The following is a 23,873-nucleotide window of genomic DNA, read 5'->3' as shown; positions in this document are numbered from 1 at the left end:
TGGGTCTATAACTTGACCGTTTGGTTAACTTGTGACGGTTGAATCGGCGGCTGTGCCCATCCTTGGTGCAGCCATGACTCCTGCTACTGTGTGCCAATGAACCATTCCGAAGCATCAGGCCCCCGGGCCACCTCTGACTCCGCTGCCCGCACCGCGGTGGCTGTCCGCAATGCCAGCGTCATCTACCAGACGGCAGATACACCGGTTCACGCGCTGTCCAACATCGATCTGGACATACGTGCCGGCGAGTTTGTCTCCCTGATCGGCCCGTCCGGTTGTGGCAAAACCACGCTGATGCGGGTGATTGCAGATCTCGAGCACATCAGCTCCGGCGAGGTGCTGGTCAATGGTGTGAGCCCGCATGACGCCCGGCTGGCCCGTGCCTATGGTTATGTGTTCCAGGCACCCGCGCTGTTCCCTTGGCGCAATGTGCTGGCCAACGTAACCCTGCCGCTTCAAATTCAGGGCAAAGGCAGGGCAGAGGCCAAAGCCATTGCCCTCGAGCACTTGGAGCGCGTGGGTCTCAAAGGCTTTGAGGGCAAATACCCGTGGCAGCTCTCCGGTGGCATGCAGCAGCGCGTGTCGATTGCGCGCGCGCTGTCCTTCGAGCCCAAGATCCTGATGATGGACGAGCCCTTTGGTGCGCTGGATGAGATCACCCGCGACCGGCTCAACGAACAGTTGCAGCAGCTCTGGCAGCGCGAGCGGCGCACCGTGGTGTTTGTGACCCACAGCATTTCGGAGGCGGTCTATCTGTCCACCAAAATTGTGGTGATGTCTCCGCGCCCCGGGCGCATCGTCAAGGTGATTGATTCCCCCTTGCCCGATGAGCGCCACCTGGGCTTGCGGGATACGCCTGCTTTTATGGAGCTGGCCCACGAAGTGCGCGAGGCCTTAGCCGATGGCCACCACTAAAACCCTGACCCAACGCATCGCGCACGACTGGCTGCCGGTCATGGTGGTGCTGCTGGCCGTCGTGCTGGCTTGGTACGGCGCGGCCTGGGGCATGAACGCGCAAGGCGCCATCGAGCGTGTGCTGGACGAAGAGGCTGGCTACACCCAGATGGAGTTGTTTGAAGCGACCATGACCATGGAGCGCCCCCTCGTGCCCGCGCCCCACCAGGTGGCTGCCGACTTTTATGAGAGCCTCACCGAATGGCCCATCGATTCGCCCCGCAACCTGATCTATCACGTCATCGTCACCGGCCAGTCGACCTTGCTGGGCTTTGCCATGGGCACGGCTTTGGGCTTGCTGCTGTCGGTGCTCATCGTGCACAGCCGCACGCTGGACAAAGCCTTGCTGCCCTGGATCGTGGCCTCGCAAACCGTGCCGGTGCTGGCAATTGCGCCCATTGTTTTGGTGGTGCTGGGTAGCCTCGGTTTTGCAGGCACTGCGCCTAAAGCATTTATTGCGATGTACCTGTGCTTTTTCCCGGTCACGGTAGCCATGGTGCAGGGGCTGCGCTCACCGCAAAAAATAGAAACCGAGATGATGTACACCTACGCCGCCTCGCGCTGGCAATCGCTGTGGTTGCTGCGTTTGCCGGCGGCTCTGCCTTTCTTGTTTCCAGCACTGCGGGTGGGCGTGGCGGCGGGCCTAGTCGGCGCCATGGTGGCGGAGTTGCCCACCGGTGCGCAGGCCGGCTTGGGTGCCCGCTTGCTCACAGGCTCGTATTACGGCCAGACCACGCAAATCTGGTCGGCGTTGGTGATGTCCGCCCTGTTGGGTCTAGCGCTCACCGGCATCGTCGCTGGTGTGGAGCGTTTGGTGTTGCGTAGCCGGGGGGCGAAATGAGCGATACAGCCGCAATCGAAACCGTCGCTACCGGCGTTGCTCCATGGTTCTGGCCCGGCATCGTGCTGTTGGCCCTGGTGGCGGGTTACAGCGTCTACCGCATGGCAGCCATCCAGGGTCGCAGCTGGGTGGGCATGGCCACCGCGGCCCTGTTTGGTGCCTGGGTGGTGCTGTTCTGGGAGATTTTGGTGCGCGCGCTGGATGTACCCCGCGTGTTGCTGCCCGCACCCAGCCTGGTGCTGGGGGCCCTTTGGGACCATGCGCCCAAACTCTGGGGCGACTTTGTGCAAACCGTGGGCAAGGCGGTGCTCATCGGTTGGGCGCTGGGCTGCGGCTTGGGCTTTTGTGTGGCGGTGGCGATTGACCGCATGCCGTTTTTGCAGCGCGGCCTGCTGCCGGTGGCCTCACTCACCAGCGCCATTCCGCTCGTGGGTGTTGCGCCGATTGCTGTGATGTGGTTCGGGTTTGACTGGCCCTCCAAAGCTGCGGTGGTGGTGCTCATGACCTTCTTCCCCATGCTGGTGTCCACCTTGGCGGGCTTGCAGGCCGCCGGCAAGCTGGAGCGCGAGCTGATGTACAGCTATGCCGCCAGCTACCCGCGCACCTTGCTCGCGTTGCGCTTGCCGGCCGCGCTGCCTTTCATCTTTGGCGCGCTCAAGGTGAATGCCACCTTGGCGCTCATCGGCGCCATCGTGGCGGAGTTTTTTGGTTCGCCCACGGCGGGCCTGGGTTTTCGCATCAGCACTGAGGCTGCGCGCATGAACATGCCGCTGGTCTGGGGCGCGATTGTGGTGGCGGCGGTAACCGGATCGGTGGCCTACGCCTTGCTAGTTGCATTGGAGCGCCGGGCGGCGTTCTGGCATCCCTCGGTGCGCGAAGGGTGAGCCCGCGCTTGGTCTGTGTTGCGATTTTTCATTAACCCGTAGAAGGAGCTTTCCATGATGTGTTCTTCCCAATGCGCCAAGAGCCTGCTGGCTCTGGCGCTGGCTGCTGCAGGCTTTGCCGCCCACGCTGCCGACAAGGTGACTGTGCAGCTCAAGTGGGTGCCCCAGGCCCAGTTTGCCGGCTACTACATGGCTGCGGCCAAGGGCTTCTACAAAGACGCCGGCCTGGACGTGACCATCAAACCCGGTGGCCCGGATATCGCCCCCACCCAGGTGATTGCCGGTAAACAAGCCGACATCGTGGTCGACTGGATGCCCTCGGCCTTGGCCGCGCGTGAAGCCGGTGTGCCCTTGGTGAACGTGGCCCAGGTGTTCAACCAGTCCGGCCTGATGCTGACCTGTAAAAAGGCCAGCGGTGTAGCGAGCCCCAAAGACTTCAAGGGCAAGACCCTGGGCGTCTGGTACGGCGGCAACGAATACCCCTTCCTCAACTGGATGGGCAAGCTCGGCTTGAAGACCGACTCCGACATCAAGATCCTGAAGCAAGGCTTCAACGTCGACCCGCTGCTGCAAAACCAGGCCGCCTGTATCTCCACCATGATTTACAACGAGTACTGGCAAGTGGTGGACGCAGGTGTGAAAGAGAAAGACCTGGTCACCTTCTTCTATGAAAAAGAAGGCGTCGCCACGCTGGAAGACGGCTTGTACGTGCTCGAAGGCAACCTGAAAGACCCCGCCTTCGTGGCCAAGATGGGTAAATTCCTCAAAGCCACACTCAAGGGCTGGGACGCTGCGGTCAAAGACCCTGAAGGTGCTGCCAAAGCCGTGGTGGCTGCAGACACCTCCGGCAGCGCTAGCGTGAAGGTGCAGAAGCGCCAGATGGAAAACGTGGCCAAGCTGATCACCAATGCCGGTACCAAGAAGATTGGTTACCTCGAGCCTGCCGCTTACGAGCGCACCGTCAAGGTGTTGCTGGCCGGTGGCAGCGACCCGGTGATCAAGAAAGACCCGGGTAAGGCTGCGTATTCGCACGCCATCTATGAAGCTGCGCAGAAGTGATGACGTTTCGCCGCCGGGCCGCCCCAAGGCGTAACGCGCCACCTCGGGGGGCAGCGACCCGCGCAGCGGCGGAGCGTGGGGGCGTTTATAGTTCGGCGACATGACCCACGTTGCCGAAGCTCCCAAGGGCCTCATTCGCCGGGCGAATGAGGCCCTTATTTTGTCCGCCGCCGAAAAAGTGTTTGCCCGTGCCGGTTTTGGTGGCGCCACCATGGCCGCGATTGCCGAGGCCAGTGGCCTGCCCAAGGCCAACCTGCACTACTACTTCGGCAGCAAAGAAGTGCTGTACCGCGCCGTACTGGCCCAAATTTTGAGCGACTGGCTGGTACCCACGCATGGCATCACCGAAGACGCCGACCCGCGCACCGCGCTGGAGCAATACATACGCGCCAAAATGGAGCTCTCCGCCCAGCGGCCTGACGGCTCCAAAGTGTGGGCCAATGAATTGCTGCACGGCGCGCCCGTGGTCAAAGAGCTGCTGGCGACCGACCTGCGCCAGCTCACCCTGGAAAAAGCCGCGGTGGTGCAAGCATGGGTGGACGCCGGGCGCATCGCCCCGGTGGACGGCATGCACCTCTTCTTCACCATCTGGGCCGCCACCCAGACCTATGCTGACTTTGATGTGCAGGTCTGCGCGGTGATGGACCAAGAGACGCTCGGTGAGCAAGACTTTGAGCGTGCAACCCAGCACCTGGTGTCGTTTATTCTGCGGGGCTGCGGCTTGTGATTTCAAGCCAAATCTGATGCTAGCCCATATGCAGTCTTCGGGAGTTGCTATGTTTTTAGTAGTAACTGCCAGGGCCCGGTGCCCCTACCGCTTCCGGTGAAAACGGGGCATCCCGCAAAATGAAGGGGACACGCAGGGTCCTTTAACCCCCCAGGAGGAGATTTTCATGGCCGCAGGAACCATCATCACTGTGCTTTCCAACGTCCCTTGGGGCCAAGTGATCGACGCTGCGCCCAAAGTCGCAGAGGGTGCCACCAAATTGTGGAGCGCGGTCACCCGCAGAAAAAAGAGCGACGCTGAGGTGGCTCCCCAAGCCGGTGCCGGCGCTACGGGGGGCGTTGTGCCGGACGATTCACTCCAGCGCTTGCGTGCGGATGTCCAGGTGTTGCAGGCCTCGGTCGGAGAAGTGCGGGAGGAGTTGCTATCTGCCACCGGTCTGATCAAACAACTGGCCGACCAGAACACCGTCTTGGTGCAACGCGTGGAGCTCCATCGCCGTAGACTGGCGCTGGTGTCTTACCTCACTGCGGGTGCCGTCACGATGTTGGTGTTGGCGGTTGTTTACTTGTTGACCACGCGCTAGGCCTGTGCGCACTCCTTGGCACGCCGGCCACCGGCGGGCGCTTGTCAGAACTGCCATTTGGCGCTTTGTCGGCCAGCGACTTCATCAAGGTCTGAGTCTTCGCCGGTACACACCGGTGTTACAAGTAAAAAGAGCTGCTAGCGCTCATGGAATTTGCGCTAGCAGCTCTTGTTTTTATAGCGCTTTCGCGCTAATCATCTCGCCTTAAGCCGTAAACACCCGTGCCTTGCGCGGTGTCAGCACCACGGTGTCGCCGTCTTTGAGTTCCAGCGCTTTGTACTCCTGCGCGCCGATCTGGGCTTCGATGATGTCGCCGCTGCCCGCTGCGCTGCGGTCTTCGGGCAGCAGCTCCAAGCGGGCAATCGGGCCGACCACGATGGCGCGCACCAGCTTGGCAACGATGCCGCTTACCGGCTGGCCTGCCTTGTAGGGCTGCACATCAAGGTCGTGCGGACGCACATAGGCAAAGGCTTTGGCGTTTTGCGCTTCGCTGTGCTCAGGGCTGGCCAGGCGCACGCCGTGGTGGTCTTCGCCGATCAGCATTTCGCCTTCGTGGGCACGTCCGTGGAATAGGTTCACATCGCCCAAAAAGCCATAGACAAACGGGCTGGCGGGGTGGTCCCATACCTGCTGGGGCGAGCCGATCTGCTCGACTTTGCCGCTGTTCATCAACACCACGCGGTCGGCCACTTCCAGTGCCTCTTCCTGGTCGTGGGTCACGAAGATGCTGGTCACATGCAAGTCGTCGTGCAGGCGGCGCAGCCAGCGGCGCAGTTCCTTGCGCACCTTGGCATCCAGCGCGCCAAAGGGTTCGTCCAGCAGCAGCACTTTGGGCTCCACTGCCAAGGCGCGGGCCAGCGCAATACGCTGGCGCTGACCACCGGAGAGTTGCGCGGGGTAGCGGTCGGCCAGCCAGTCCAGTTGCACCAGGCCCAGCAGGTCGTGCACCTTTTGCTTGATGACGGCTTCAGACGGGCGCAGGGCGCGCGGCTTCATGCGCAGGCCGAAAGCCACGTTGTCAAACACGCTCATGTGGCGGAACAGGGCGTAGTGCTGGAACACAAAGCCCACGTTGCGCTCACGCACATGCACGTCAGTGGTGTCTTCGCCGCTGAAAAGGATGTTGCCGTGGTCAGCCGTTTCCAAGCCGGCGATGATGCGCAGCAGCGTGGTCTTGCCGCAGCCGGATGGGCCGAGCAGGGCAACGAGTTCGCCGGACTCGATGTCCAGGTTCACGTCCTGCAGCGCCTTGAAGGTGCCGAAGTCTTTGCTGACGTTGCGAATTGCAATACTCATGATGTTTTACTCAAAAAGGCGGGCGCTCAGGCCAGCGGTTTTTCAGGGGGCAAGTCTGCAGCGGCCTTCTGGTCGCGCTCAAACTTCCACTCCACAAAGGACTTGATGACCAGGGTGACCAGCGCCAGCAGGGCCAGCAACGAGGCAATGGCGAAGGCGGCTACCGACTGGTATTCGTTGTACAGAATCTCGACGTGCAGTGGCATGGTGTTGGTCTGGCCACGGATGTGCCCGGACACCACCGACACCGCGCCAAACTCGCCCATGGCGCGTGCGTTACACAAGATGACGCCATAAATCAGGCCCCACTTGATGTTGGGCAGCGTCACATGCCAGAAGGTCTGCAAGCCGCTGGCGCCCAGCACTTGGGCAGCCTGCTCTTCGTCAGTACCCTGGGCCTGCATCAGCGGGATCAACTCCCGGGCAATGAAAGGGACCGTCACAAAGATGGTGGCCAACACAATGCCGGGCACGGCAAACACGATCTTGATGTCATGGGCCATGAGCCACGGGCCGAACCAGCCGTGCGCTCCGAACATCAGCACATAGATCAGGCCTGCAACGACGGGCGACACCGAGAACGGCAGGTCCACCAGCGTGGTCAAAAAGGCCTTGCCCTTGAACTCGTATTTGGCAATACACCAAGCGGCGGCCACACCGAACACCAGATTCATCGGCACCGTAATGGCGGCGATCAGCAGGGTCAGGCGGATGGCGCTCCAGGCGTCCGGCTCTTTCAGGGCCAGCAGGAACTCTTCGCCGCCTTTGCGCAAGGCCTCGGTGAACACCGCGGCCAGTGGCAAGACCAGAAACAAAAAGATAAAGCCCAGCGCCACAGCGATGAGCGACCACTTCACCCATGCGGGTTCGGTAGTGCCGGCTTTGGCGCGGCGGATCGTGCGTGTGCTACTCATGGTCAGGCTCCCGCACGTTTGCGCTGCCAGGCTTGCAGGCTGTTGATCACCATGAGCATGACAAACGAAGCCAGCAGCATGACGGTGGCGACCGCAGTGGCGCCCGCGTAGTCGTATTGCTCGAGCTTGCTGATGATGATGAGCGGGGTGATTTCAGAAATCATGGGCATGTTGCCGGCAATAAAAATGACCGAGCCGTACTCACCCACACCGCGGGCAAAGGCCATGGCAAAGCCGGTGAGCAAAGCGGGCGCGATGGTCGGAAAGATCACGTGCCTGAAGGTCTGCCAGCGTGTGGCACCTAGGCAGGTAGCGGCTTCTTCAAGTTCTTTTTCTGCGTCTTCCAGCACCGGCTGCACCGTGCGCACCACAAAAGGCAGGCCGATGAAGATCAGGGCAATCACGACGCCATTGCGGTTGAACGCCAGCTGGATGCCATGGGGCTCCAGCAAGCTACCGATCCAGCCGTTGCCGGCCAGCAGTGCGGTGAGCGAAATGCCCGCCACTGCAGTGGGCAGGGCAAAGGGCAGGTCGACCAAGGCGTCAATGATTTTTTTGCCGGGGAACTGGTAGCGCACCAGTACCCAGGCGATCAGCAGGCCGAACACGGCATTCACCAGTGCCGCAATAAACGATGCCCCAAAGGTGAGCTGGTACGAGGCCACCACCCGCGGGCTGGCCACGGCTGCCCAGAACTGGTCTAACGTGAGGGTGAAGGTTTTGAAGATCAGCGCGGAGAGCGGCAACAGCACGATCAGCGCCAGATAAAACAAGGTGTAGCCCAGCGTCAGCCGGAAACCGGGCAGCACCCGTTTGGGCGCCCGCTTATTAAGCGGCGCCTGCAGAACAGCAGCAGTCATTTACTTGACGGTGTAGAGCTTGTCGAACTGGCCGCCGTCGTTGAAGTGCACTTTTTGCGCTTCAGCAAACGAGCCAAAGAATTCTTCCGCACGGAACAGCGTGATCGGCTTGAAGGTGCTGGCGTACTTCTTCAGGATGGTCGGGTTGCTGGGGCGGATGGCGTGCTTGGCTGCGATTTCCTGGCCTTCATCGGTGTACAAGAAGTTCAGGTAAGCGCGGGCCTGCTCGGCAGTGCCTTTCTTGGCTACGGTGCGTTCGACCACGGCGACCGGGTTCTCGGCCACGATGGAAATGCCGGGGTGAATCGCATCGACCTTGCCGGCGCCGAACTCTTTGTCCACCGACACGACTTCGGATTCAAAAGTGATCAGCACGTCGCCGATGTTGCGTTGCAAGAAGACGCTGGTCGCATCGCGGCCGCCCTTGGCCAGGATCGGCACGTTTTTATACAGCTTGCTCACAAAGTCTTGGGCTTGGGCATCGGTGCCGCCCTTTTTGCGCACTTGGCCCCATGCGGCCAAATAGGCCATGCGGCCGTTACCGCCGGTTTTGGGGTTCACCACCACCACCTGCACGCCGGGCTTGATCAGGTCATCCCAATCCTTGATGCCCTTGGGGTTGCCATTGCGCACCAGGAACAGCATGGTGGAGCTGGTGGGGGCGGCGTTGTTCGGGAATTTCTTGGCCCAGTCTTTGGCCACGACACCGGTGCCGGCCAGAAAGTCCACGTCGGTGGTGGTGTTCATGGTGACCACGTCGGCTTCCAAGCCATCGTTCACGGCGCGTGCCTGGGCGCTGGAGCCTGCGTGGGACTGGTCGATCTTGATGTCTTTGCCGGTGGTTTTCTTGTAGTTGGCAATGAACGCGGTGTTCACGTCTTTGTAGAACTCGCGCGCCACGTCATACGACACGTTGAGCAAAGTGGTTTGTGCTGCTGCAAAATTGCTAGCAGTCAGTGCAATGGCAGCGAGCGCCAACGAGGTTTTTTGTTTGAAATTCATATCGGCTCCAGAAGGTGGGTTGGCCGCGTGTGTGCGGCTGACGAGTCGGTAACAGCCCGATTCTGAAGACGAGAGGTGCAAACCACAACGAATAGTTCGTTGTTTGTTTATGCGCAATTACATCTAAGTGCAGGGCCTTAGCCCCGCAACTTGGTTATTAGTAAGCCCGGGCTTCGGAGCGCCTGAGCGTCCAGTTCAGGCCAATGCCGGCCGAGGTGCCGGTGCTGCGCAGATGCAGCGGGCTGCTGGTATTGGCGTTGCCGGCATAGTTTTCGGCACGCACAAAACCGAACACCCGCAGATCCGGCCCCAGCGCGCGCGAGGCGCTGACAGAAAAGCGGGAGGCAATCAGCCCGCTTTGCGCGTCATAGGCGGGGCGCTGGGCCGTGGCCAGGTCGGCCGGTACCCCATAAAAGTAGCGGTTGAGCCGTGCATCCCCAAAGATCAGGCTGGCACTGGTCGAAAACCGCCACGCCGATCCGGGCGCACGCGTCTCCCAGATCAGCTCCGGCTCCGCTGCAAAACCTTGGGTGCGCAGGCCGCCCTGGACTTCGATCACGCTGCGCAATGGCAGCTCCAGCCGCACTTGGCTCTGGCTGTCAGGGCGGGCCAGCACGGTCTTCAGGCGGGGACCGAACTCGACCAGTGTGCCCAGGTCGGGCATGCCCTTGCGGGCGGCAATATCGTTGGAGCTGGCAGGCAAGGAGGCTGCAAAGCCAATGTCGAACTCGGTGTCCTCGGTGTGCACCAAGCGGGCACCTACGCTGCCACGCTCAGCCCGGAAGATTTCCCCGCGGTACACCAGCACCGGCAGCACCAGCCCGAGGCCACTGCGCTCTACCGATGCAGGGTAGGCCGGGGTGGACACCGCGCCGGCAAACACACCCAACTCCCACAGCGGCAGGCCTTCGCTGGCGGTGTCGGCCTGGGCCGGTGTAGCACCCAAGGCAGTTGCGAGCAGTGCGGCCGCGCACAGGGCGGAGCGGAGGGGCGTAGTCGCCTTAAAGGGGGTTGCCGGTGTGGGGCAGGGGCGCTGATGCGACATAAATAGACCGAGAAAAGTGAGTTACAGCAGCTTCACGGCGGCAATAGCAGCCCAGCCGAGCACAAAGTTAATGACGACCAGCAAGTGAATTTGCTCGGCCGCTTTGGCAGCGACGGGCCACTGCATGCCGGCCACGGCGCGGCGGAACTTCTTGAAGCCCGCAAAGTAAATGTGCCCGAAGATCAAAAACATCAGGCTGCCCAGCGTGGTCATGATCGTCCAGCCCAAGGGCACCACGGCATGGCCTGTGGCTTCACGGGCGGCCTTCATGGCGCCGCCAAACATATAACCGCCGGTTGCCAGCAGCACCACGATGGCAATCAGTACCGCGGCAAAAAACCGTTGCCAGACCTGGTCCATCAACCGGGCGCGGGGCTGCGCGTCCATGACCGCCAGGGTGGCAGGGCGCAGCGCAATCAGCATGAAGGTCATGCCCCCCATCCAGACGATGGCAGCAATCAGGTGCAGAAGTTTGGACAGGTCGTACATCAGGGGGCTTTCATAAGTGATGGGGTCAGGTGCACATTGTCTACGCCCATAGGCTTTGCGAGCGTTAACTGAACAATTGCCCCCGCGCCGTTTTGGTGATCGCGACCACACAGGGGTGGGTAATACGCCGCTCCACCGACACCGCAAAGAACTCTTCCACCAGCTCGTCGCTACGGCCGATCACTTCCACCCCGAACTGCTCGACGATGTCTGCCTCCATGACCGATGGGGCCATGAAGATGCCGCGGCCCTTGCGCCCGAAGGCGTTCATGAGCGCACCGTCGTCAAATTCGCCGATGGTGCGTGGGTGCAGCTGGTGGCGGCTGAGCCAACCCTCCCATTGCTGGCGGATCGAGGCTTGTGCCCCTTGGATCAGCATGGGCGCGTTGTTCAGGCACTCCGGGAAGTCGCCCTTGAGCGTCTTGCGCAAGGCCGGGGCGCAAAAAAGCTCATCGGGGTGCTGCCCAGCTCGTGGTTAAAGGCTTTGACACTCATGCGCTTGGACATGGGCTCATCCGCAATCACCAGGTCGAGCTGGTTCAAGGCGAGCTTGGCCAGTAGGTCGGGGAACTTGCCCTCGCTGCAAATCATGCGCACCGGATCTTCGAGGTTGAGGGCCGGCTCCAGCAGGCGGTAGGCCAGGGATTTGGTGACCGAGTCCGCCACGCCGACCTTGAAGTCCAGCACTTTGTGAACGCCCCGGGGCAGGCGCACCACGTTTTCGAGTTCGGCACCCAGCGAAAAAATCTGGTCTGCGTAGCCCAAGGCGAGGCGGCCGTCTTCGGTCAGCTCCAGGTTGCGGCCGCTTTTCTGGAAGAGTTTGCGGCCTAGCCACTCTTCCAGCAGCTTGATCTGGCCCGACAGCGTTTGGGGCGTGGTGTGCAGTTGTTCGCCTGCGCGCATGATGCCGCCCGCCTTGGCGGTGACCCAAAAGTAGTGGAGGTGCTTGAAGTTCATGGTCGCCTTCTTGGATACAAACTGAATTACTGCGAAAAAAACGAATTAAAAATTTACAAAATTCGAATTTACGCGAAGCATAACCATCTCTACAGTACAGGTCTATCAGTCGTTCACCAAAGGAGACCTTGTATGCGACTCAGTACCCGCGGACGTTTTGCCATCACTGCCATGATTGACTTGGCCCTGCGCGAAAGCGGTCAACCGGTGCCCTTGCAGGACATCGCGCTGCGTCACCGTATTTCGCTGTCTTATCTCGAGCAGGTGTTCGCCAAATTGCGCCAGCACGGTCTGGTGGAGAGCACCCGTGGCCCCGGCGGCGGTTATTCCCTGGGCTTCCGGGGTGACAGCATCACCGTGGCTGACATCATTGGCGCTATCGAAGAGAAAGAGGAGTCCAGCCGTGAAACCTCGCAGAGCGCACAGGACATGACCCGCGATTTGTGGGCTGCGCTGCAAGGCACCGTGGTGGCGCACATGCGTACCATCACCCTGCGCAGCTTGGCGGACGAGCAGCGCTCCAAGGGTTTTGCGGTCAAAGAGCGCAAGATCACCAAAAAGGGCGTGTTGCAAAAGCTCAAGCCCCAGTCGGTGATTCGCACGACGGCGCCGAACTCGGTATTTGCCTTGGGCCAGTCCCTGTCATTCAACAGCGGACGCTAAGCAAAAACTGCTGCTAGCGCGCACAACGTGTGCGCCAGCAGCTACCAAAACAATAGCAAAAAGGGCTACCGGTCAAACCGGTAGCCCTTTTGTGCTTTACAGGGGGAGTGTTCAGGCAGCGGTTTGCTGCGCCAGCATGAACAGCTGGGTAGAGCGGGCGCCAGAGCGGCAAAACGCCAGCACCGGCTGTTGGGCAGCGTCCAGTGCCTGCTTCATGGCAACCGCCTGTTCGGGGGTGATGGAGCCAGGCACTACCGGCAGGTACACATAGTGCAAACCAGCAGCAACGGCCGCAGCTTGCATGCTGCTACTGGCCGGTTGCTCGGCGCCGCCTTCCATGTCTGGGCGGTTGCAAATCACGGTTTTGAAGCCCATGGCGGCTGCGGCAGCCATGTCTGTGGGCGCCAGTTGCGCGGCCACATAAAACTCGGGGGTGACGGAACGTACGGGGAGGCTCATGGCGTTTTATCCTTTCAGCGCGAGTTTAGCGGGGCGGCGTTCCAGCACTTCAAACAGCGCCATACCGGCCAACATGGCCACCACAAACACTACGGCCTTGGGGTTGCCGGTGCCCAGAGACACCAGCGCAGGCCCGGGGCAGAAGCCTGCCAAGCCCCAGCCGGCGCCAAAAAGCAGGCTGCCGGTGACCAGGCGTTTGTCGATGTCGCGGCTGGTGGGCAAGCGCATGGCACCACCCAAAAAGCTGGAGGTGCGTTTCTTGGCCAGGGTAAACGCACCCAGGCTCACCAGAATCGCGCCGCCCATGACGAAGGCGAGCGAGGGGTCCCACAAGCCAGCCAAGTCCAAAAAGCCCAAGACCTTGGACGGGTCGGTCATGCCGGCCAGGATCAGGCCGATGCCGAACAACAGGCCTACGCCGAATTCGGCCAGGCGGTGGGGGTGAACAGCGTTTTTCATATCAGTGGCTCCAGATTCAACGATTCAACTCAGGCCAACAAGTGGCGAATGACAAACACGACGGCGAAACCCGCGCCCATGAAGGACAGGGTGGCGACCAGCGAACGGGGTGACAAGCGCGACAAGCCGCACACGCCGTGGCCGCTGGTGCAGCCCGCGCCATAGCGGGTGCCCACGCCCACCAGCAGGCCGGCGACGATCAGCGTGGACCAGCCGGCATCTACCGTGGCTAGTACCGGTCCGGCAAACAGGGTGTAGACCGAGGGCGCGATGACCAAGCCCAACACAAATGCCAGCCGCCAAGAGGTGTCTCCTGCGCGTGGTGTGAGCAGGCCGCCCACGATGCCGCTGATGCCCAGAATGCGCCCGTTCACCAAAATGAAGAGGCTGGCGGAGAGCCCCAGCAAGAGGCCGCCGATCAGCGAGGCCCAGGGGGTGAAATGGTTCCAATCGATTTGCATGGTGTGTCTTTCTGAGTGGTTGTTGGTTTACTGGCCTTCAGTGGCTTGGCAGAACTGGTTGTAGAGAACGCCCATGACCGCCATGGCCTGGGGGCTGTCGATGCCGTAGTAAATGGATTTGCCTTCGCGCCGGGTGGTGACCAGGCCTTCTTCCCGCAACACGCCGAGTTGCTGCGACAGGGTGGGCTGGGCAATGCCCACCAGCTCTTCGAGTTCGCCGACCCGCTTTTCGCCCTGGCTGAGTTGGCACAGCAGCAGCAGGCGGTCGGGGTTGGACATGACCTTCATCAGGCGGCAGGCTGCGTCCGCAGAGCGGCGCAGTTGGTCGAGGTCCAAGGTGGGAGGGTTGGGGTTTGTCGTCTCTGCCAGCATGAACAGGCTCCTTTCACATTCGATGACGATAGTTTATTGACAAACAAAATATAAGTCAATAAACTATCGTCATCGCAATTGAAATAACGACCTTTACAAGGAGTTCTCGATGACCGCTTCCACTGCTAGCCCCGCGACCTTGACGGGCGCTACCCCGAACATCAAATCCTTCTTTGACCCCGCCACCTGGACCGTGAGCTATGTGGTCTATGACCACACCGGTGGCCAATGTGCCATCGTTGACTCAGTGCTCGACTACGACGCCAAGGCCGGCCGCACCAGCACCACCTCGGCAGACGCCCTGATGGCGTTTGTGAAAGAGCAGGGTTTGAGCGTGCAGTGGATTCTGGAAACCCATGCCCATGCCGACCACCTGTCTGCCGCGCACTATCTGCGCAAGCACTTGGGCGGCCGCATTGCCATCGGTGCCGCTATCACCCATGTGCAAAACGTGTTCAAGGGCATCTTTAACCTCGAGCCCGAATTCCACCCGGACGGTAGCCAGTTTGATCATCTGTTTGCGCCGGACGAAACCTTCACCATTGGCGAACTCAGCGCGCAGGCCATGGCCGTGCCCGGCCACACCCCCGCGTGCATGGCCTTTAAGGTGAATGGCGGTAAAGAACCCGACGCCGTGTTCGTGGGCGACACCTTGTTCATGCCCGATGTGGGCACCGCCCGCTGCGACTTTCCCGGCGGCAATGCCAACACCTTGTACCGCAGTGTGCGCACCTTGCTCGCCATGCCCGAAGACACCCGCCTCTACATGTGCCACGACTACCCGCCCGCCGGCCGCGAAGCCGCGTGGGAAAGCACCGTGGGCCAGCAACGTGCGGGCAACATCCATATCCGCGACGGTGTGAGCGAGCAAGACTTCGTGGCCATGCGCACCACCCGCGACGCCGGGCTGGCGATGCCTAACCTGATCCTGCCCTCGGTGCAAATCAACATCCGCGCGGGTGACCTGCCGCCCGCCGACAGCAACGGGGTGTCTTACTTGCGCATTCCGCTCAACGCGCTCTAAGCAATGACTACCTTGCAACCCGCTTGGTGGGCGTGGGGCGTCATGGTTGCCATCATGGTGGCCTACACGCTCTACCTCGCACTCCTGGCACGCACCGTGGCTTGGCGCACCCACGGCCAGTTGCGGCAGGACTGGCTGGATGCCATGTCCGCGCAGCCCGGCTCCGAAATACTGGCGGTACAAACCCTGCGCAACTCCGTCATGACCGCCACCATGACAGCGTCCACTGCGGCACTCGGGCTCATGGGCGCACTGGGGCTGGCTGCACCGGCTTTACGCACTTTGTCGGAAAGCGGCGGCAGCCCCGTGTTGACGCCCGCATTGGCGGGGGAAATCACGGTCATGCTGTTGTTGGTGCTGACCTTGGTGAGCACCACCTTGTCCATCCGCTACTACCACCACACCGGCTTTGTGTGCGCCATGCCTGTAGGCTCACCAATGCGCGCCCGCTGGATGGACACGGGGCGAATGCACCTACGCTATGCGGGTGTGCTTTACAGCGTAGGCCTGCGAAGCATGGTGTGGGTCACTCCGTTTCTGGCGGGAATGGTGTGGCACATCGCTGGTGTGTTTGTGGCGCTATTGGTGTTTTTTGCGTTGTATCTGGCCGACCGCGGCTGACCCAGTGGCGTGCACCGTAGGCCGCGCCTGGTGGCTGTGCTGCAAAGGGTTACCAATAGGTCTTGTGAAAGCAGCCCATGTCATACTGAAATCCCCTGAACTGGCGTTTGTCCATTCCCCAAAAGGAGTCTCAAGGTGCTGCATATCCATCGGAACCTTCCCGGTTATCTCCTTGGCCTGCTGGTAGCGTGGTTCTCATCGGTCACGGGAGTACGCGCAGAAACCTACAGCTTTGCAGTGGTTCCCCAGTTTCCAGTGGTGGAAGTCTTCCGCTCCTGGCGTCCGCTTCTCGATGCGCTGGAAGCTGAAACAGGGCATAAATTCGAGCTAAAAACCTCCGAAAACATTCCCAAGTTTGAGGCGTCATTTCTCGCCGCTGAACCCGACTTTGTCTACATGAATCCTTATCACGCGGTCATGGCTCACCGCGCGGGTGGATACATTCCGCTGGTACGAAGTAGCGAAGCCTTGTCGGGCATTCTTGTGGTCCGTAAAGACAACAGCATCCGTGAGTTGTCCGAACTCAGGGGCAGCGCCATCGCCTATCCTGCACCGAACGCTTTTGGGGCATCGTTGTATATGCGCGCCCTTCTGGGCGAGCGTTTCAAGATTCCTACGGAGCCGGTCTACGTTCAAACCCATGTGAATGCTTACCGTGCCGTGATCCGGGGTGACAACCCCGCTGCAGGCGGCATACGCTCCACTCTCGATCGCGAACCCGCCGAAGTCCGGGACAAGCTCCGAGTTCTGTACGAAACCCCGGCAACGGCCTCACATCCAGTCGCCGTGCATCCACGTGTGAATGCTTCTGTTCGAACCGCGGTGCGCAATGCACTCCTAAAAATGGCAAAAACCGAGGCAGGAAGCAAGTTGCTCGACGGTGTCTCGCTGGAGGCCCTCGTAGCGGCGGACTACGCAAAGGACTATGCGCCGCTCGAAGCACTCCGTCTGGACCGCTTCGTGGTGCAGCCCAAGTAAAACCTTGTTTGTGATCGCATGCAGCAGCTAGGTTTCCAAGTGTTTGCGCAGGAAAAAATACCGCGGTCTTTGCTGGCGCAAGTGTCATGGTTGACGGTGGTGGTGACTTTGATTTCGCTTCTGTCCTATGGGCTGTGGTACGAGTCGCGGATTGCCCAAGTCAATCGCAGCGCTGCCGAGGCCCAAGCCCAAACACTGGCCACTACCCTTGCCACAGCGGCTGAAACAGCGGTGATCACGCGCGACAGCGGAGCGCTTGAGGCACTGTTGATCAATATGCGCAACTCGCCTTACTTGATGCAGCTGGCCGTTTTTGATCCCCAGGGCAGGCCGCGCGCTGTGGTTGACGTAACGCCTGAGCGTGAGCCAAAGTTGAACTTTGACTTGGGCCCGCAAGCACCCCCCGCCGAGCCGGTCATCAAGGTTCAATTGGTGGGCGATGATGACAGAGGGCAAATTCAGGTTTGGGCGCCGATTCAGGTGGGTACGTTGGCGGGTTGGACGCGCGTCACTGTGGACAGGCAGGGCGAGGCGCAGGCCCGCGCACTGGTGCGGCAGCAGACAGTCGTCTCTGCATTGCTGACGTCTGCTTTTACGTCTGTGGCCCTGTTTGTATTTCTGCGCACACGTCTTCGGCCGGTTGCGCAATGTGCGGCCTTCGCAAGTGGCATGGCTCAGAATTTCGGTGCCTCTTTGGTAGTACCGGCCCGAAGCCGTGAGGTGGCCCAGTTGCAGCGGGCACTCAATGGCGCCTCCCAACAACTGCAGCGGCAATATCACGACATCCTCGAACGCAATGAGCGCCTAGACGCCATTTTTGCTTTGAGCAGCGACGGGTTGGTCGTGTTTACTGAGCGTGGCGAGTTGGCTTACGCCAACCCAGCATTTGGCTCTATGAGCAACATGGCCATAGAGCCCGGTCAAACATGCGCCGCCTTTGATGCTGCTTTAGTGTCACAGTGTGAAACGCCCGCAGACTACCAAAGTGCCACCGCTCACAATACACAACGCGTGCTCAACATCATGCTGGTCCGCCCGGTACGTCGATTATTGCGGCGTGAGCATCGTGTGAATGAACGCGGACAGATGGTGCTCTACTTCCGGGACATCACCGCAGAGTCAGAGGTCGCGCGCATGAAGAGCGAATTCTTGACGACGGCTGCTCACGAACTGCGCACCCCCATGGTGAGCATCTTCGGGTTTGTAGAGCTTCTGTTGAGGCGCAAATACCCGGAGGAAGCCCAACGCAGCATGCTCGATGTGATTTACCGGCAATCCAAGCGCCTCATCAGCATGGTGACTGAACTGCTTGATTTGGCCCGCATCGAGGCCCGAGCCGGGTTGGACTTTGAGCTGAGCGTTCAAGCCCTTGCGCCGCTCATCGAACAAGCGTGTGCGGCAGTGGCCGTGCCGCAGGGCAGCCACACGCTAGTAGTGGAACTGCCGGATGCTAGTCTGTGTGCCGACTATGACCCCGCCAAAATGCGCCAGGCCTTGGAAAACGTTTTATCCAACGCTATCAAATACTCCCCGGCTGGTGGCGAAGTGCGGGTATCGGTAGTGCAAGGTTCTGCTGGGCAAGTGTCACCCCTAGTAGGCATCGTTGTACAAGACCAAGGCATAGGCATGACGCCAGAGCAGTGTGAACACGCGTTTGAGCGCTTTTATCGTGCAGATGCCTCAGGCAATATCCCGGGGACCGGGCTAGGCCTTTCTCTCGTGAAAGAAATTGTGGAGATCCATGGCGGGCGGGTCGAGCTGCAAAGCAGTCCGGGCACAGGAACCAAGGTCACCCTCTGGCTCAAATCAGCTACTGCAATCGCTCCGGTGAATCAACAGGGCCACCTTTCCTGAGCCGGACTGTCTATGCCACTATTGGTCGGCTTCGAGACGGGTGATTTGCCGCCTCATGGGTGCGCGTGTTGGTGGTGCGCGTCCGGGTAATGCGGGTGGCTGTGATGCAGCGGCGCGTGGTAGTGCGCATGGGTGTGCACCTCGCCGGGGGCGAGCACCAGTCCGGGTAGGTCGGGGTGATCGTGCTGGTGGTGCAGGTCGTGGCTATGCGGATGGCTGTGGTCCAAGGCTTCATGCACATGGGGGTGGGCATGGTGTTCGGTCAGGTGCAGCCACAGCCCGAGGCCCATGAGCGCAGCCGCCACTGCGAGCTGCCAGGTCAGCGGCTCGCCAGTGGCCAGACCCAGAGCCGCACCAAAGAACGGAGCCAGCGAAAAATACGCGCCGGTGCGCGCCGTGCCCAGCTCCCGCAGGCCCACCACAAACAGCACTAGGCTCACGCCGTAAGCCAGCAGGCCCACCAGCATGGCGCCGCCGAGTGCCGGTAATGTCGGCAAAGCGTTGCCCAGCAAGAGCGCGAGTAACAAATTCACACTGCCCGCCACCAGACCTTTGACGCAGGCAATCCAGCTCGCATCGTGCAGCGACACCTTGCGCGTGAGGTTGTTGTCCAGCGCCCAGGCCAGGCAGGCCCCCAGAATGCACAGCGCCGGCCACGCACCCGCAAACCCGGGCTGCGAGGGCCAGCTCAGCACCAGCGCACCGGCGGCAATGGCGGCCATACCGAGTGCAATGCGCCGGTCCACGTTCTCGCGGAAAGCCACCCATGCCAGCACGGCGGTGAACACACCTTCAGCATTGAGCAGCAAAGAGGCGCCTGACGCCGGCATGCCGCTTAAGCCCACCATCAGCAACATCGGGCCCACCACGCCCCCGCTGGCAATCGCACCCAACAGCCAGCGCCACTCGCCGGGGGCGAGCTGCACCGGTGCCGCACCACTGAGCCTGCGGAACAGGCCCAAGCCCAACCCGGAGCCGAGGTAGAGCAAGCCCGCCAGCATCCAAGGCTGCACATCGCCCATCAGCCATTTGGCCAGCGGCGTGCCGGCCCCGAAGAGCAGAGCCGCCAGCAAGGCGGCGCTGATGCCACGAGGGGTGAGGCGGTGCAGTAGAAGCTTCATGGGACTTATCGGTCGGCTTCGAGTCGGGTGACGATGTACTTGCCGCCCTCCAGGATGACATCGAAGCGGATTTTGTCACCCGCCTTGGCGTTTTCCAGCAAGGCCGCGTCTTTGACGCCGAACACCATGGTCATGGGCGGCATCTCGATGGAGGGAATGTCGCCATGCTTGATGGTGATCTTGGCGGCCGCCTTGTCGACCTTGCGGACCTCGCCCTGGGCCAGCCCGGCGGTTTCTTGGGCAAACACGGACGCTGCGCAGACCAGCGTGGCAAGGCTGATGCCGACCCAATGTGCCAGTTGAGAGAAAGTCATGGTGCAGTCCTTTCAGCGGTAACTCTGGAACACGGTGCTGCTGCCATTCGCGGCCACCAGCAGCACATCGAACGGGTCTTTGCGGCCCTTGTAAATCGCGCCGTCCATGCCCGGCGAACCGATGGGCATGCCCGGCACTGACAGGCCCAGCGCCTTGGGCTTCTCGCGCAGCAGGCGTTGGATGTCTTTGGCCGGCACATGGCCCTCAATGACATAGCCACCGACCACGCCGGTGTGGCAAGAGCCCAAGGTCTGCGGCATGCCGAGCGCTGCGCGCTTGGCCTCGTTGCCCGTGTCGTACACCCGCACGGCAAAGCCGGCTTGTTCCAGGTGTTTCACCCAATCTTTGCAGCAGCCGCAGTTAGGGTCCTTCCAGACCTCCATGGGGGTTGCCGGTGGCTTGGCGGCCCACGCAGGTGCGGCCAACAGGGCGCCCAGGGTCGCGATTACCGTTCGGCGTGTGTTCATCATTTGGCTGCCCCCACTTTCACAGCGCCTTTCATGCCGGCCTCATAGTGACCGGGGTGCAGGCAAGCAAAGTTCACCGTGCCCGCTTGGGTGAACTGCCAGATCACTTCGCCCGTTTTGCCGGGCGCCACGCTGGCGATGTTGGGTTCGTCGTGTTCCATTTCGGGGAATTTCTTCATCATTTCGTAATGCTCTTTCAGGTCCTTCTCGGTACCCAGGTTGAACTCGTGTTTGAGCTGCCCGGAGTTTTTGACGACAAAGCGGACGGTCTCGCCTTTGCGCACCGTCACGGTGGAGGGCGTGAAGCGCATGTTGTCGGTCATGTCGATTTGCACCGTGCGGCTCACCTTGGCGGCAACGCCGGGCTTGCCGATGGCCTCGGTACCGTGGCCTCCGGCATGGCTTCCAGCAGCAAAAGAGCCGGTAGCGCACGCCAATAGTGCGCAAGTAGCTATGAATTTAATAGTATTTTTCATGATGGGTACTCGTTGCTTGAAGTGAAAAAGGCTCAGTGGTTCATGGTGCCCATGGGCTTGCGCACCTGGACCTGGGTGTCGTGATGGGGCGGCTGGGCCAGCGGCATGCTTCCCTTGCCTTCGGCCTGAAAGCGTGCGGGCTCGGGCAGAGCGCCGGTCCACTCAAAGGCGCGGGTGCCGGGAGGCTGTGCATACCAACCGGGGTCTTTGTAATCCCCCGGTTTCTGGTCTTTGCGCACCTTGAGGATGCTGAACATGCCGCCCATCTCCACCCCGCCATAGGGGCCGCTACCCGTCATCATGGGGGCGGTGTTGTCGGGCAGGGCCATTTCCATTTCGCTCATGTCGGCCATGCCGCGCTCGCCCATCACCATGTAGTCAGGCATGGCCTTTTGCAGTTTGCCGACCAGCCCACGGTGGTCCACGCCGATCATGGTGGGCACGTTGTGGCCCATGGCATTCATGGTGTGGTGGCTCTTGTGGCAGTGGAAGGCCCAGTCGCCTTCTTCGTCGGCCAGAAACTCAAACTGCCGCATCTGCCCCACCGCGATGTCGGTGGTGATTTCGGGCACCCGCGCGGCCACCGGCCAAGGCCCGCCGTCGCTGCCGGTCACCATGAACTCGTGGCCGTGCAGGTGGATCGGGTGGTTGGTCATGGTGAGGTTGCCCACCCGGATGCGCACCTTGTCCATCTTGCGCACGTTCAGCGTGTCAATGCCCGGGAAGATGCGACTGTTCCAGCTCCAGAGGTTGAAGTCCAGCATGGTCATGATTTTGGGGGTCATGCTGCCGGGGTCAATGTCGTAGGCATTGAGCAGAAAGCAAAAGTCGCGGTCCACCTCGCTGATCAGTGGATTTTTGGTTTTGGGGTGGGTGACCCAGAAGCCCATCATGCCCATGGCCATTTGCGTCATCTCGTCCGCATGCGGGTGGTACATAAAGGTGCCGGGGCGGCGCGCCACAAACTCGTACACAAAGGTCTTGCCCACGGGTATCGGCGCTTGGTTCAGGCCTGACACGCCGTCCATGCCGTTGGGCAGGCGCTGGCCGTGCCAGTGCACGCTGGTGTGCTCGGGCAATTTGTTGGTCACAAACACGCGTACCCGGTCGCCTTCCACCACCTCGATCGTGGGGCCGGGGCTCTGGCCGTTGTAGCCCCACATATTGGCCTTGAAGCCGGGCGCCATTTCGCGCACGACCGGCTCGGCCACCAAGTGGAATTCCTTCACACCCTGGTTCATGCGCCAGGGCAGGGTCCAGCCGTTGAGGGTGACCACCGGGTTGTAGGGCCGGCCGGTGCCGGGCACCAGGGGCGGCATGGTGGCGGGCGATGTTTGCAGCACCGGCTCAGGCAGCGCGGCCATGGCCACGCGGCTGACCGAGGCGGCGGCCACCGCACCCATGGCGGTGGCAGCAGCACCGTTGAAAAAGTTACGTCGGTTCATACAGATCCTTGAATGGGGGCGGGGCGCTCAGTGCGCCGCTTTGGCGTCGGGGCCGGCTGCGGCACCGGTGCGGGCGGGGGCGCTGCCTTCGGGCGACACGCCGGCCTGCACCGCCTGCACATCGGCAAATGCCAGCCAGTAGTCGCGTAGCGCTTCCGCAGCGGCCAGACCGCTGAGCGTGCGGGTGCGGCTGTCGGCCATGACCTCAAACACGCTCGTCAGCATGCCGTTGTAGCGCAGGGTCAGCTCGTCGTGAATGAACTGGCGCAGCGGCACCACTTCGGTTTGCAGGTGGTGGGCCATGTCCCATTGGGTGCGCAGGTTGTAGGCGGCTTCACGCGCCTCGCTGCGTACCAGCACCGCTTGCACGCGCACCTTGGCCGCGTCGCCCAAGGCATCCCAACGCTCGTCAATGCTGGACGGCACGGTGCTGGCTTGTTTGCGCTGCCAGCTCAGGCGCTCGGCTTGCAGGCTGCTGCGGGCGGCTAGGGCGCGGGCTTCCAGATCGGTGGTGTCTGTGGGGCTGGCGGGTAATGAGGGCAGGGTGGTTGCCAGGGTAAAGCCGGTTTGCGCACCCCACAGGCCCAGCACCCGGATGAGCTGTTCGCGCGCGGCAAATGCCGCTTGCTCGCCCCGCGCCAGCGCCACCGCCGTCTCAGACAGCGTGGCCTGGCTTTGGGCTTGTGTCAGGCGGCTCACATTGCCGGCGCGCACCATGCGGCGGGTGAGTTCGTCAGCGGTTTCGGTCGTGGTCTTGGCCTCGCGCAGCAGCTGGGCGCTGCGTTCTGCGGCCACCGCGTTCACCCAGGCCTTGTAGGCGCGCAGGGCCAGGCGGGTGGCTTCGTCGCGGGCGCGTAGTCGTGGCGGAAACCCAGTGCTTTGGATGTCGGTGATGTTGCTGCCCTCCGCCCCCAGCGCCATCTGCAACTCGGGGTTGTGGAGCAGCGCGATGCGCATGGCAGTCGGTCCATCCAGCGGGGCTTGGAGCAGCGTGGTCAGCTCATCGGTGCCGGCAAAGGTCGGGCTGGCGATGCGCAATGGCGCGCCTACCGGGCCCAGCAAGGCGCTCAGGCGGCTTTGCACCTCGGCTTGCAGGCCTTGCACGCCGCCATCCAGTGGCGCGGCGTGGGCGTGGGTGAACAGCAGCGCCAGGGCCAAAGGGAGTGCGCGCAGCGGCAGGTGGATGCGGCTCATGGCTGCTCCTTCGGTTTGGCGGCGCGGGCTTTTTCCCACTGCAGCAGGTCGATATGGCCACGCGGGAACTGGCCGACTGCCTTGTTGGCGGCCTTCCAATCGCCGCTGCCTTCTTCGACGCCCTTGGGCAGGTCGGCAAATACCGAGCGGTAGGGCAGCGCGGGCACGGGGCTGGCGGCGTTACTGGCTTGCAGCGTGCGTGCAGGCTCAGTCAGGGTGGGGGCTGCGGGCTGGGCCTGCGCGTGGGCCACCAGCACAAGGGCGGAGCCCAAGCCAGTAGCGCAGGCGGCCCGCCGTAGCGAACGGAGAGAGAACATGGTTGATTTCCTGATTCAAGGTGAAAACACCCCGCC

Annotated in this window: 28 protein-coding genes and 1 pseudogene; 11 read left to right on the top strand and 18 right to left on the bottom strand. The window is 61.7% G+C overall.

Annotated elements, in window-relative coordinates; translation table 11 throughout:
• Positions 1–96 precede the first annotated feature (96 nt).
• The 6 genes from RAE21_RS16045 to RAE21_RS16020 all read left to right on the top strand — a co-directional run bounded on the left by RAE21_RS16045 (position 97) and on the right by RAE21_RS16020 (position 5,048).
• The gene (locus RAE21_RS16045; protein ID WP_313882219.1) at positions 97–915 is read left to right on the top strand and encodes an ABC transporter ATP-binding protein; all 819 of its coding nucleotides are present in this window, start codon (positions 97–99) and stop codon (positions 913–915) included.
• Positions 902–1,795: an ABC transporter permease gene (locus RAE21_RS16040; RefSeq protein ID WP_313882218.1), complete on the top strand. Its 894-nt coding sequence runs from the start codon at positions 902–904 to the stop codon at positions 1,793–1,795. The genes RAE21_RS16045 and RAE21_RS16040 overlap by 14 nt, the downstream gene beginning before the upstream one ends.
• A complete protein-coding gene (locus tag RAE21_RS16035) occupies positions 1,792–2,679 on the top strand; it encodes an ABC transporter permease (protein WP_313882217.1) in 888 nt (295 codons plus the stop codon). The genes RAE21_RS16040 and RAE21_RS16035 overlap by 4 nt, the downstream gene beginning before the upstream one ends.
• Positions 2,680–2,733: 54 nt before the next feature.
• Complete coding sequence (locus RAE21_RS16030; protein WP_313874584.1) at positions 2,734–3,738, top strand: ABC transporter substrate-binding protein; 1,005 nt, start codon at positions 2,734–2,736, stop codon at positions 3,736–3,738.
• A 100-nt stretch (positions 3,739–3,838) separates the two neighbouring features.
• Positions 3,839–4,465, top strand: coding sequence for a TetR/AcrR family transcriptional regulator (locus tag RAE21_RS16025; RefSeq protein WP_313882216.1), 627 nt, complete (start codon positions 3,839–3,841; stop codon positions 4,463–4,465).
• A gap of 166 nt (positions 4,466–4,631) precedes the next feature.
• The gene (locus RAE21_RS16020) at positions 4,632–5,048 is read left to right on the top strand and encodes a hypothetical protein (RefSeq protein ID WP_313882215.1); all 417 of its coding nucleotides are present in this window, start codon (positions 4,632–4,634) and stop codon (positions 5,046–5,048) included.
• A gap of 204 nt (positions 5,049–5,252) precedes the next feature.
• Here RAE21_RS16020 and RAE21_RS16015 read toward each other — a convergent pair whose 3' ends face one another.
• The 7 genes and pseudogenes from RAE21_RS16015 to nhaR all read right to left on the bottom strand — a co-directional run bounded on the left by RAE21_RS16015 (position 5,253) and on the right by nhaR (position 11,611).
• Positions 5,253–6,344, bottom strand: a complete 1,092-nt coding sequence (locus tag RAE21_RS16015) for a sulfate/molybdate ABC transporter ATP-binding protein (protein WP_313874581.1) — start codon at positions 6,342–6,344, stop codon at positions 5,253–5,255.
• Positions 6,345–6,370: 26 nt separating this feature from the next.
• A complete protein-coding gene (cysW, locus tag RAE21_RS16010; RefSeq protein ID WP_313882214.1) occupies positions 6,371–7,258 on the bottom strand; it encodes a sulfate ABC transporter permease subunit CysW in 888 nt (295 codons plus the stop codon).
• A gap of 2 nt (positions 7,259–7,260) precedes the next feature.
• Positions 7,261–8,118, bottom strand: coding sequence for a sulfate ABC transporter permease subunit CysT (cysT, locus tag RAE21_RS16005; protein WP_313882213.1), 858 nt, complete (start codon positions 8,116–8,118; stop codon positions 7,261–7,263).
• Positions 8,119–9,120: a sulfate ABC transporter substrate-binding protein gene (locus RAE21_RS16000; RefSeq protein ID WP_313882212.1), complete on the bottom strand. Its 1,002-nt coding sequence runs from the start codon at positions 9,118–9,120 to the stop codon at positions 8,119–8,121. It lies immediately after the preceding gene.
• A gap of 157 nt (positions 9,121–9,277) precedes the next feature.
• Complete coding sequence (locus RAE21_RS15995; RefSeq protein ID WP_313882211.1) at positions 9,278–10,165, bottom strand: MipA/OmpV family protein; 888 nt, start codon at positions 10,163–10,165, stop codon at positions 9,278–9,280.
• A 21-nt stretch (positions 10,166–10,186) separates the two neighbouring features.
• The gene (locus RAE21_RS15990; RefSeq protein WP_313882210.1) at positions 10,187–10,654 is read right to left on the bottom strand and encodes a CopD family protein; all 468 of its coding nucleotides are present in this window, start codon (positions 10,652–10,654) and stop codon (positions 10,187–10,189) included.
• A 64-nt stretch (positions 10,655–10,718) separates the two neighbouring features.
• Positions 10,719–11,611, bottom strand: a pseudogene (gene nhaR, locus RAE21_RS15985) (transcriptional activator NhaR).
• Between the two features lie 132 nt (positions 11,612–11,743).
• Here nhaR and RAE21_RS15980 point away from each other — a divergent pair.
• Entirely contained in the window at positions 11,744–12,274 is a 531-nt protein-coding gene (locus tag RAE21_RS15980; RefSeq protein ID WP_313874574.1) for an Rrf2 family transcriptional regulator, read from the top strand.
• 111 nt (positions 12,275–12,385) lie between these two features.
• On the opposite strand, the gene RAE21_RS15975 is transcribed toward RAE21_RS15980, so the two are convergent.
• Genes RAE21_RS15975 through RAE21_RS15960 form a run of 4 tightly spaced genes read right to left on the bottom strand, consistent with a single transcriptional unit; the run spans position 12,386 to position 14,025 of the window.
• On the bottom strand, positions 12,386–12,733 hold the full coding sequence (locus RAE21_RS15975; protein ID WP_313874573.1) for a protein tyrosine phosphatase family protein: 348 nt from the start codon (positions 12,731–12,733) through the stop codon (positions 12,386–12,388).
• Positions 12,734–12,739: 6 nt separating this feature from the next.
• Positions 12,740–13,192 carry a DUF6691 family protein gene (locus RAE21_RS15970; protein ID WP_313882209.1) on the bottom strand — a complete coding sequence of 151 codons (453 nt, stop codon included), beginning with the start codon at positions 13,190–13,192 and terminating at the stop codon, positions 12,740–12,742.
• Positions 13,193–13,221: 29 nt separating this feature from the next.
• On the bottom strand, positions 13,222–13,653 hold the full coding sequence (locus RAE21_RS15965) for a YeeE/YedE family protein (protein WP_313882208.1): 432 nt from the start codon (positions 13,651–13,653) through the stop codon (positions 13,222–13,224).
• A gap of 27 nt (positions 13,654–13,680) precedes the next feature.
• A complete protein-coding gene (locus tag RAE21_RS15960) occupies positions 13,681–14,025 on the bottom strand; it encodes an ArsR/SmtB family transcription factor (RefSeq protein WP_313882207.1) in 345 nt (114 codons plus the stop codon).
• A 109-nt stretch (positions 14,026–14,134) separates the two neighbouring features.
• On the opposite strand from RAE21_RS15960, the gene RAE21_RS15955 reads away from it, so the two are divergent.
• The 4 genes from RAE21_RS15955 to RAE21_RS15940 all read left to right on the top strand — a co-directional run bounded on the left by RAE21_RS15955 (position 14,135) and on the right by RAE21_RS15940 (position 18,502).
• Complete coding sequence (locus RAE21_RS15955) at positions 14,135–15,049, top strand: MBL fold metallo-hydrolase (protein WP_313882206.1); 915 nt, start codon at positions 14,135–14,137, stop codon at positions 15,047–15,049.
• A gap of 3 nt (positions 15,050–15,052) precedes the next feature.
• Positions 15,053–15,670 (top strand): DUF599 family protein, encoded by a 618-nt coding sequence (locus RAE21_RS15950; RefSeq protein ID WP_313882205.1) that lies wholly within the window; start codon positions 15,053–15,055, stop codon positions 15,668–15,670.
• Positions 15,671–15,805: 135 nt separating this feature from the next.
• The gene (locus tag RAE21_RS15945; RefSeq protein WP_313882204.1) at positions 15,806–16,648 is read left to right on the top strand and encodes a phosphate/phosphite/phosphonate ABC transporter substrate-binding protein; all 843 of its coding nucleotides are present in this window, start codon (positions 15,806–15,808) and stop codon (positions 16,646–16,648) included.
• Positions 16,649–16,666: 18 nt separating this feature from the next.
• A complete protein-coding gene (locus RAE21_RS15940; RefSeq protein WP_313882203.1) occupies positions 16,667–18,502 on the top strand; it encodes a sensor histidine kinase in 1,836 nt (611 codons plus the stop codon).
• Positions 18,503–18,555: 53 nt separating this feature from the next.
• Here the strand turns inward: RAE21_RS15940 and RAE21_RS15935 are convergent, their stop codons facing one another.
• The 7 genes from RAE21_RS15935 to RAE21_RS15905 are packed head-to-tail and all read right to left on the bottom strand — an operon-like array spanning position 18,556 to position 23,837.
• Positions 18,556–19,623: a DMT family transporter gene (locus RAE21_RS15935; protein ID WP_313882202.1), complete on the bottom strand. Its 1,068-nt coding sequence runs from the start codon at positions 19,621–19,623 to the stop codon at positions 18,556–18,558.
• Between the two features lie 5 nt (positions 19,624–19,628).
• On the bottom strand, positions 19,629–19,937 hold the full coding sequence (locus tag RAE21_RS15930) for a copper-binding protein (RefSeq protein WP_313882201.1): 309 nt from the start codon (positions 19,935–19,937) through the stop codon (positions 19,629–19,631).
• A gap of 12 nt (positions 19,938–19,949) precedes the next feature.
• Entirely contained in the window at positions 19,950–20,405 is a 456-nt protein-coding gene (locus RAE21_RS15925) for a DUF411 domain-containing protein (RefSeq protein ID WP_313882200.1), read from the bottom strand.
• On the bottom strand, positions 20,405–20,881 hold the full coding sequence (locus RAE21_RS15920; protein ID WP_313882199.1) for a cupredoxin domain-containing protein: 477 nt from the start codon (positions 20,879–20,881) through the stop codon (positions 20,405–20,407). The genes RAE21_RS15925 and RAE21_RS15920 overlap by 1 nt, the downstream gene beginning before the upstream one ends.
• 32 nt (positions 20,882–20,913) lie before the next feature.
• On the bottom strand, positions 20,914–22,326 hold the full coding sequence (locus RAE21_RS15915; RefSeq protein ID WP_313882198.1) for a multicopper oxidase family protein: 1,413 nt from the start codon (positions 22,324–22,326) through the stop codon (positions 20,914–20,916).
• 27 nt (positions 22,327–22,353) lie between these two features.
• Positions 22,354–23,520, bottom strand: coding sequence for a TolC family protein (locus tag RAE21_RS15910; RefSeq protein ID WP_313882197.1), 1,167 nt, complete (start codon positions 23,518–23,520; stop codon positions 22,354–22,356).
• The gene (locus tag RAE21_RS15905; protein WP_313882196.1) at positions 23,517–23,837 is read right to left on the bottom strand and encodes a hypothetical protein; all 321 of its coding nucleotides are present in this window, start codon (positions 23,835–23,837) and stop codon (positions 23,517–23,519) included. Before RAE21_RS15905 ends, RAE21_RS15910 begins: the two co-directional genes overlap by 4 nt.
• Between the last annotated feature and the right edge of the window lie 36 nt (positions 23,838–23,873).

The organism is Rhodoferax potami, assembly GCF_032193765.1.
In the GTDB taxonomy this organism is placed as follows: domain Bacteria; phylum Pseudomonadota; class Gammaproteobacteria; order Burkholderiales; family Burkholderiaceae_C; genus Allorhodoferax; species Allorhodoferax potami.
This window is presented reverse-complemented; position numbering and strand designations above follow the sequence as displayed.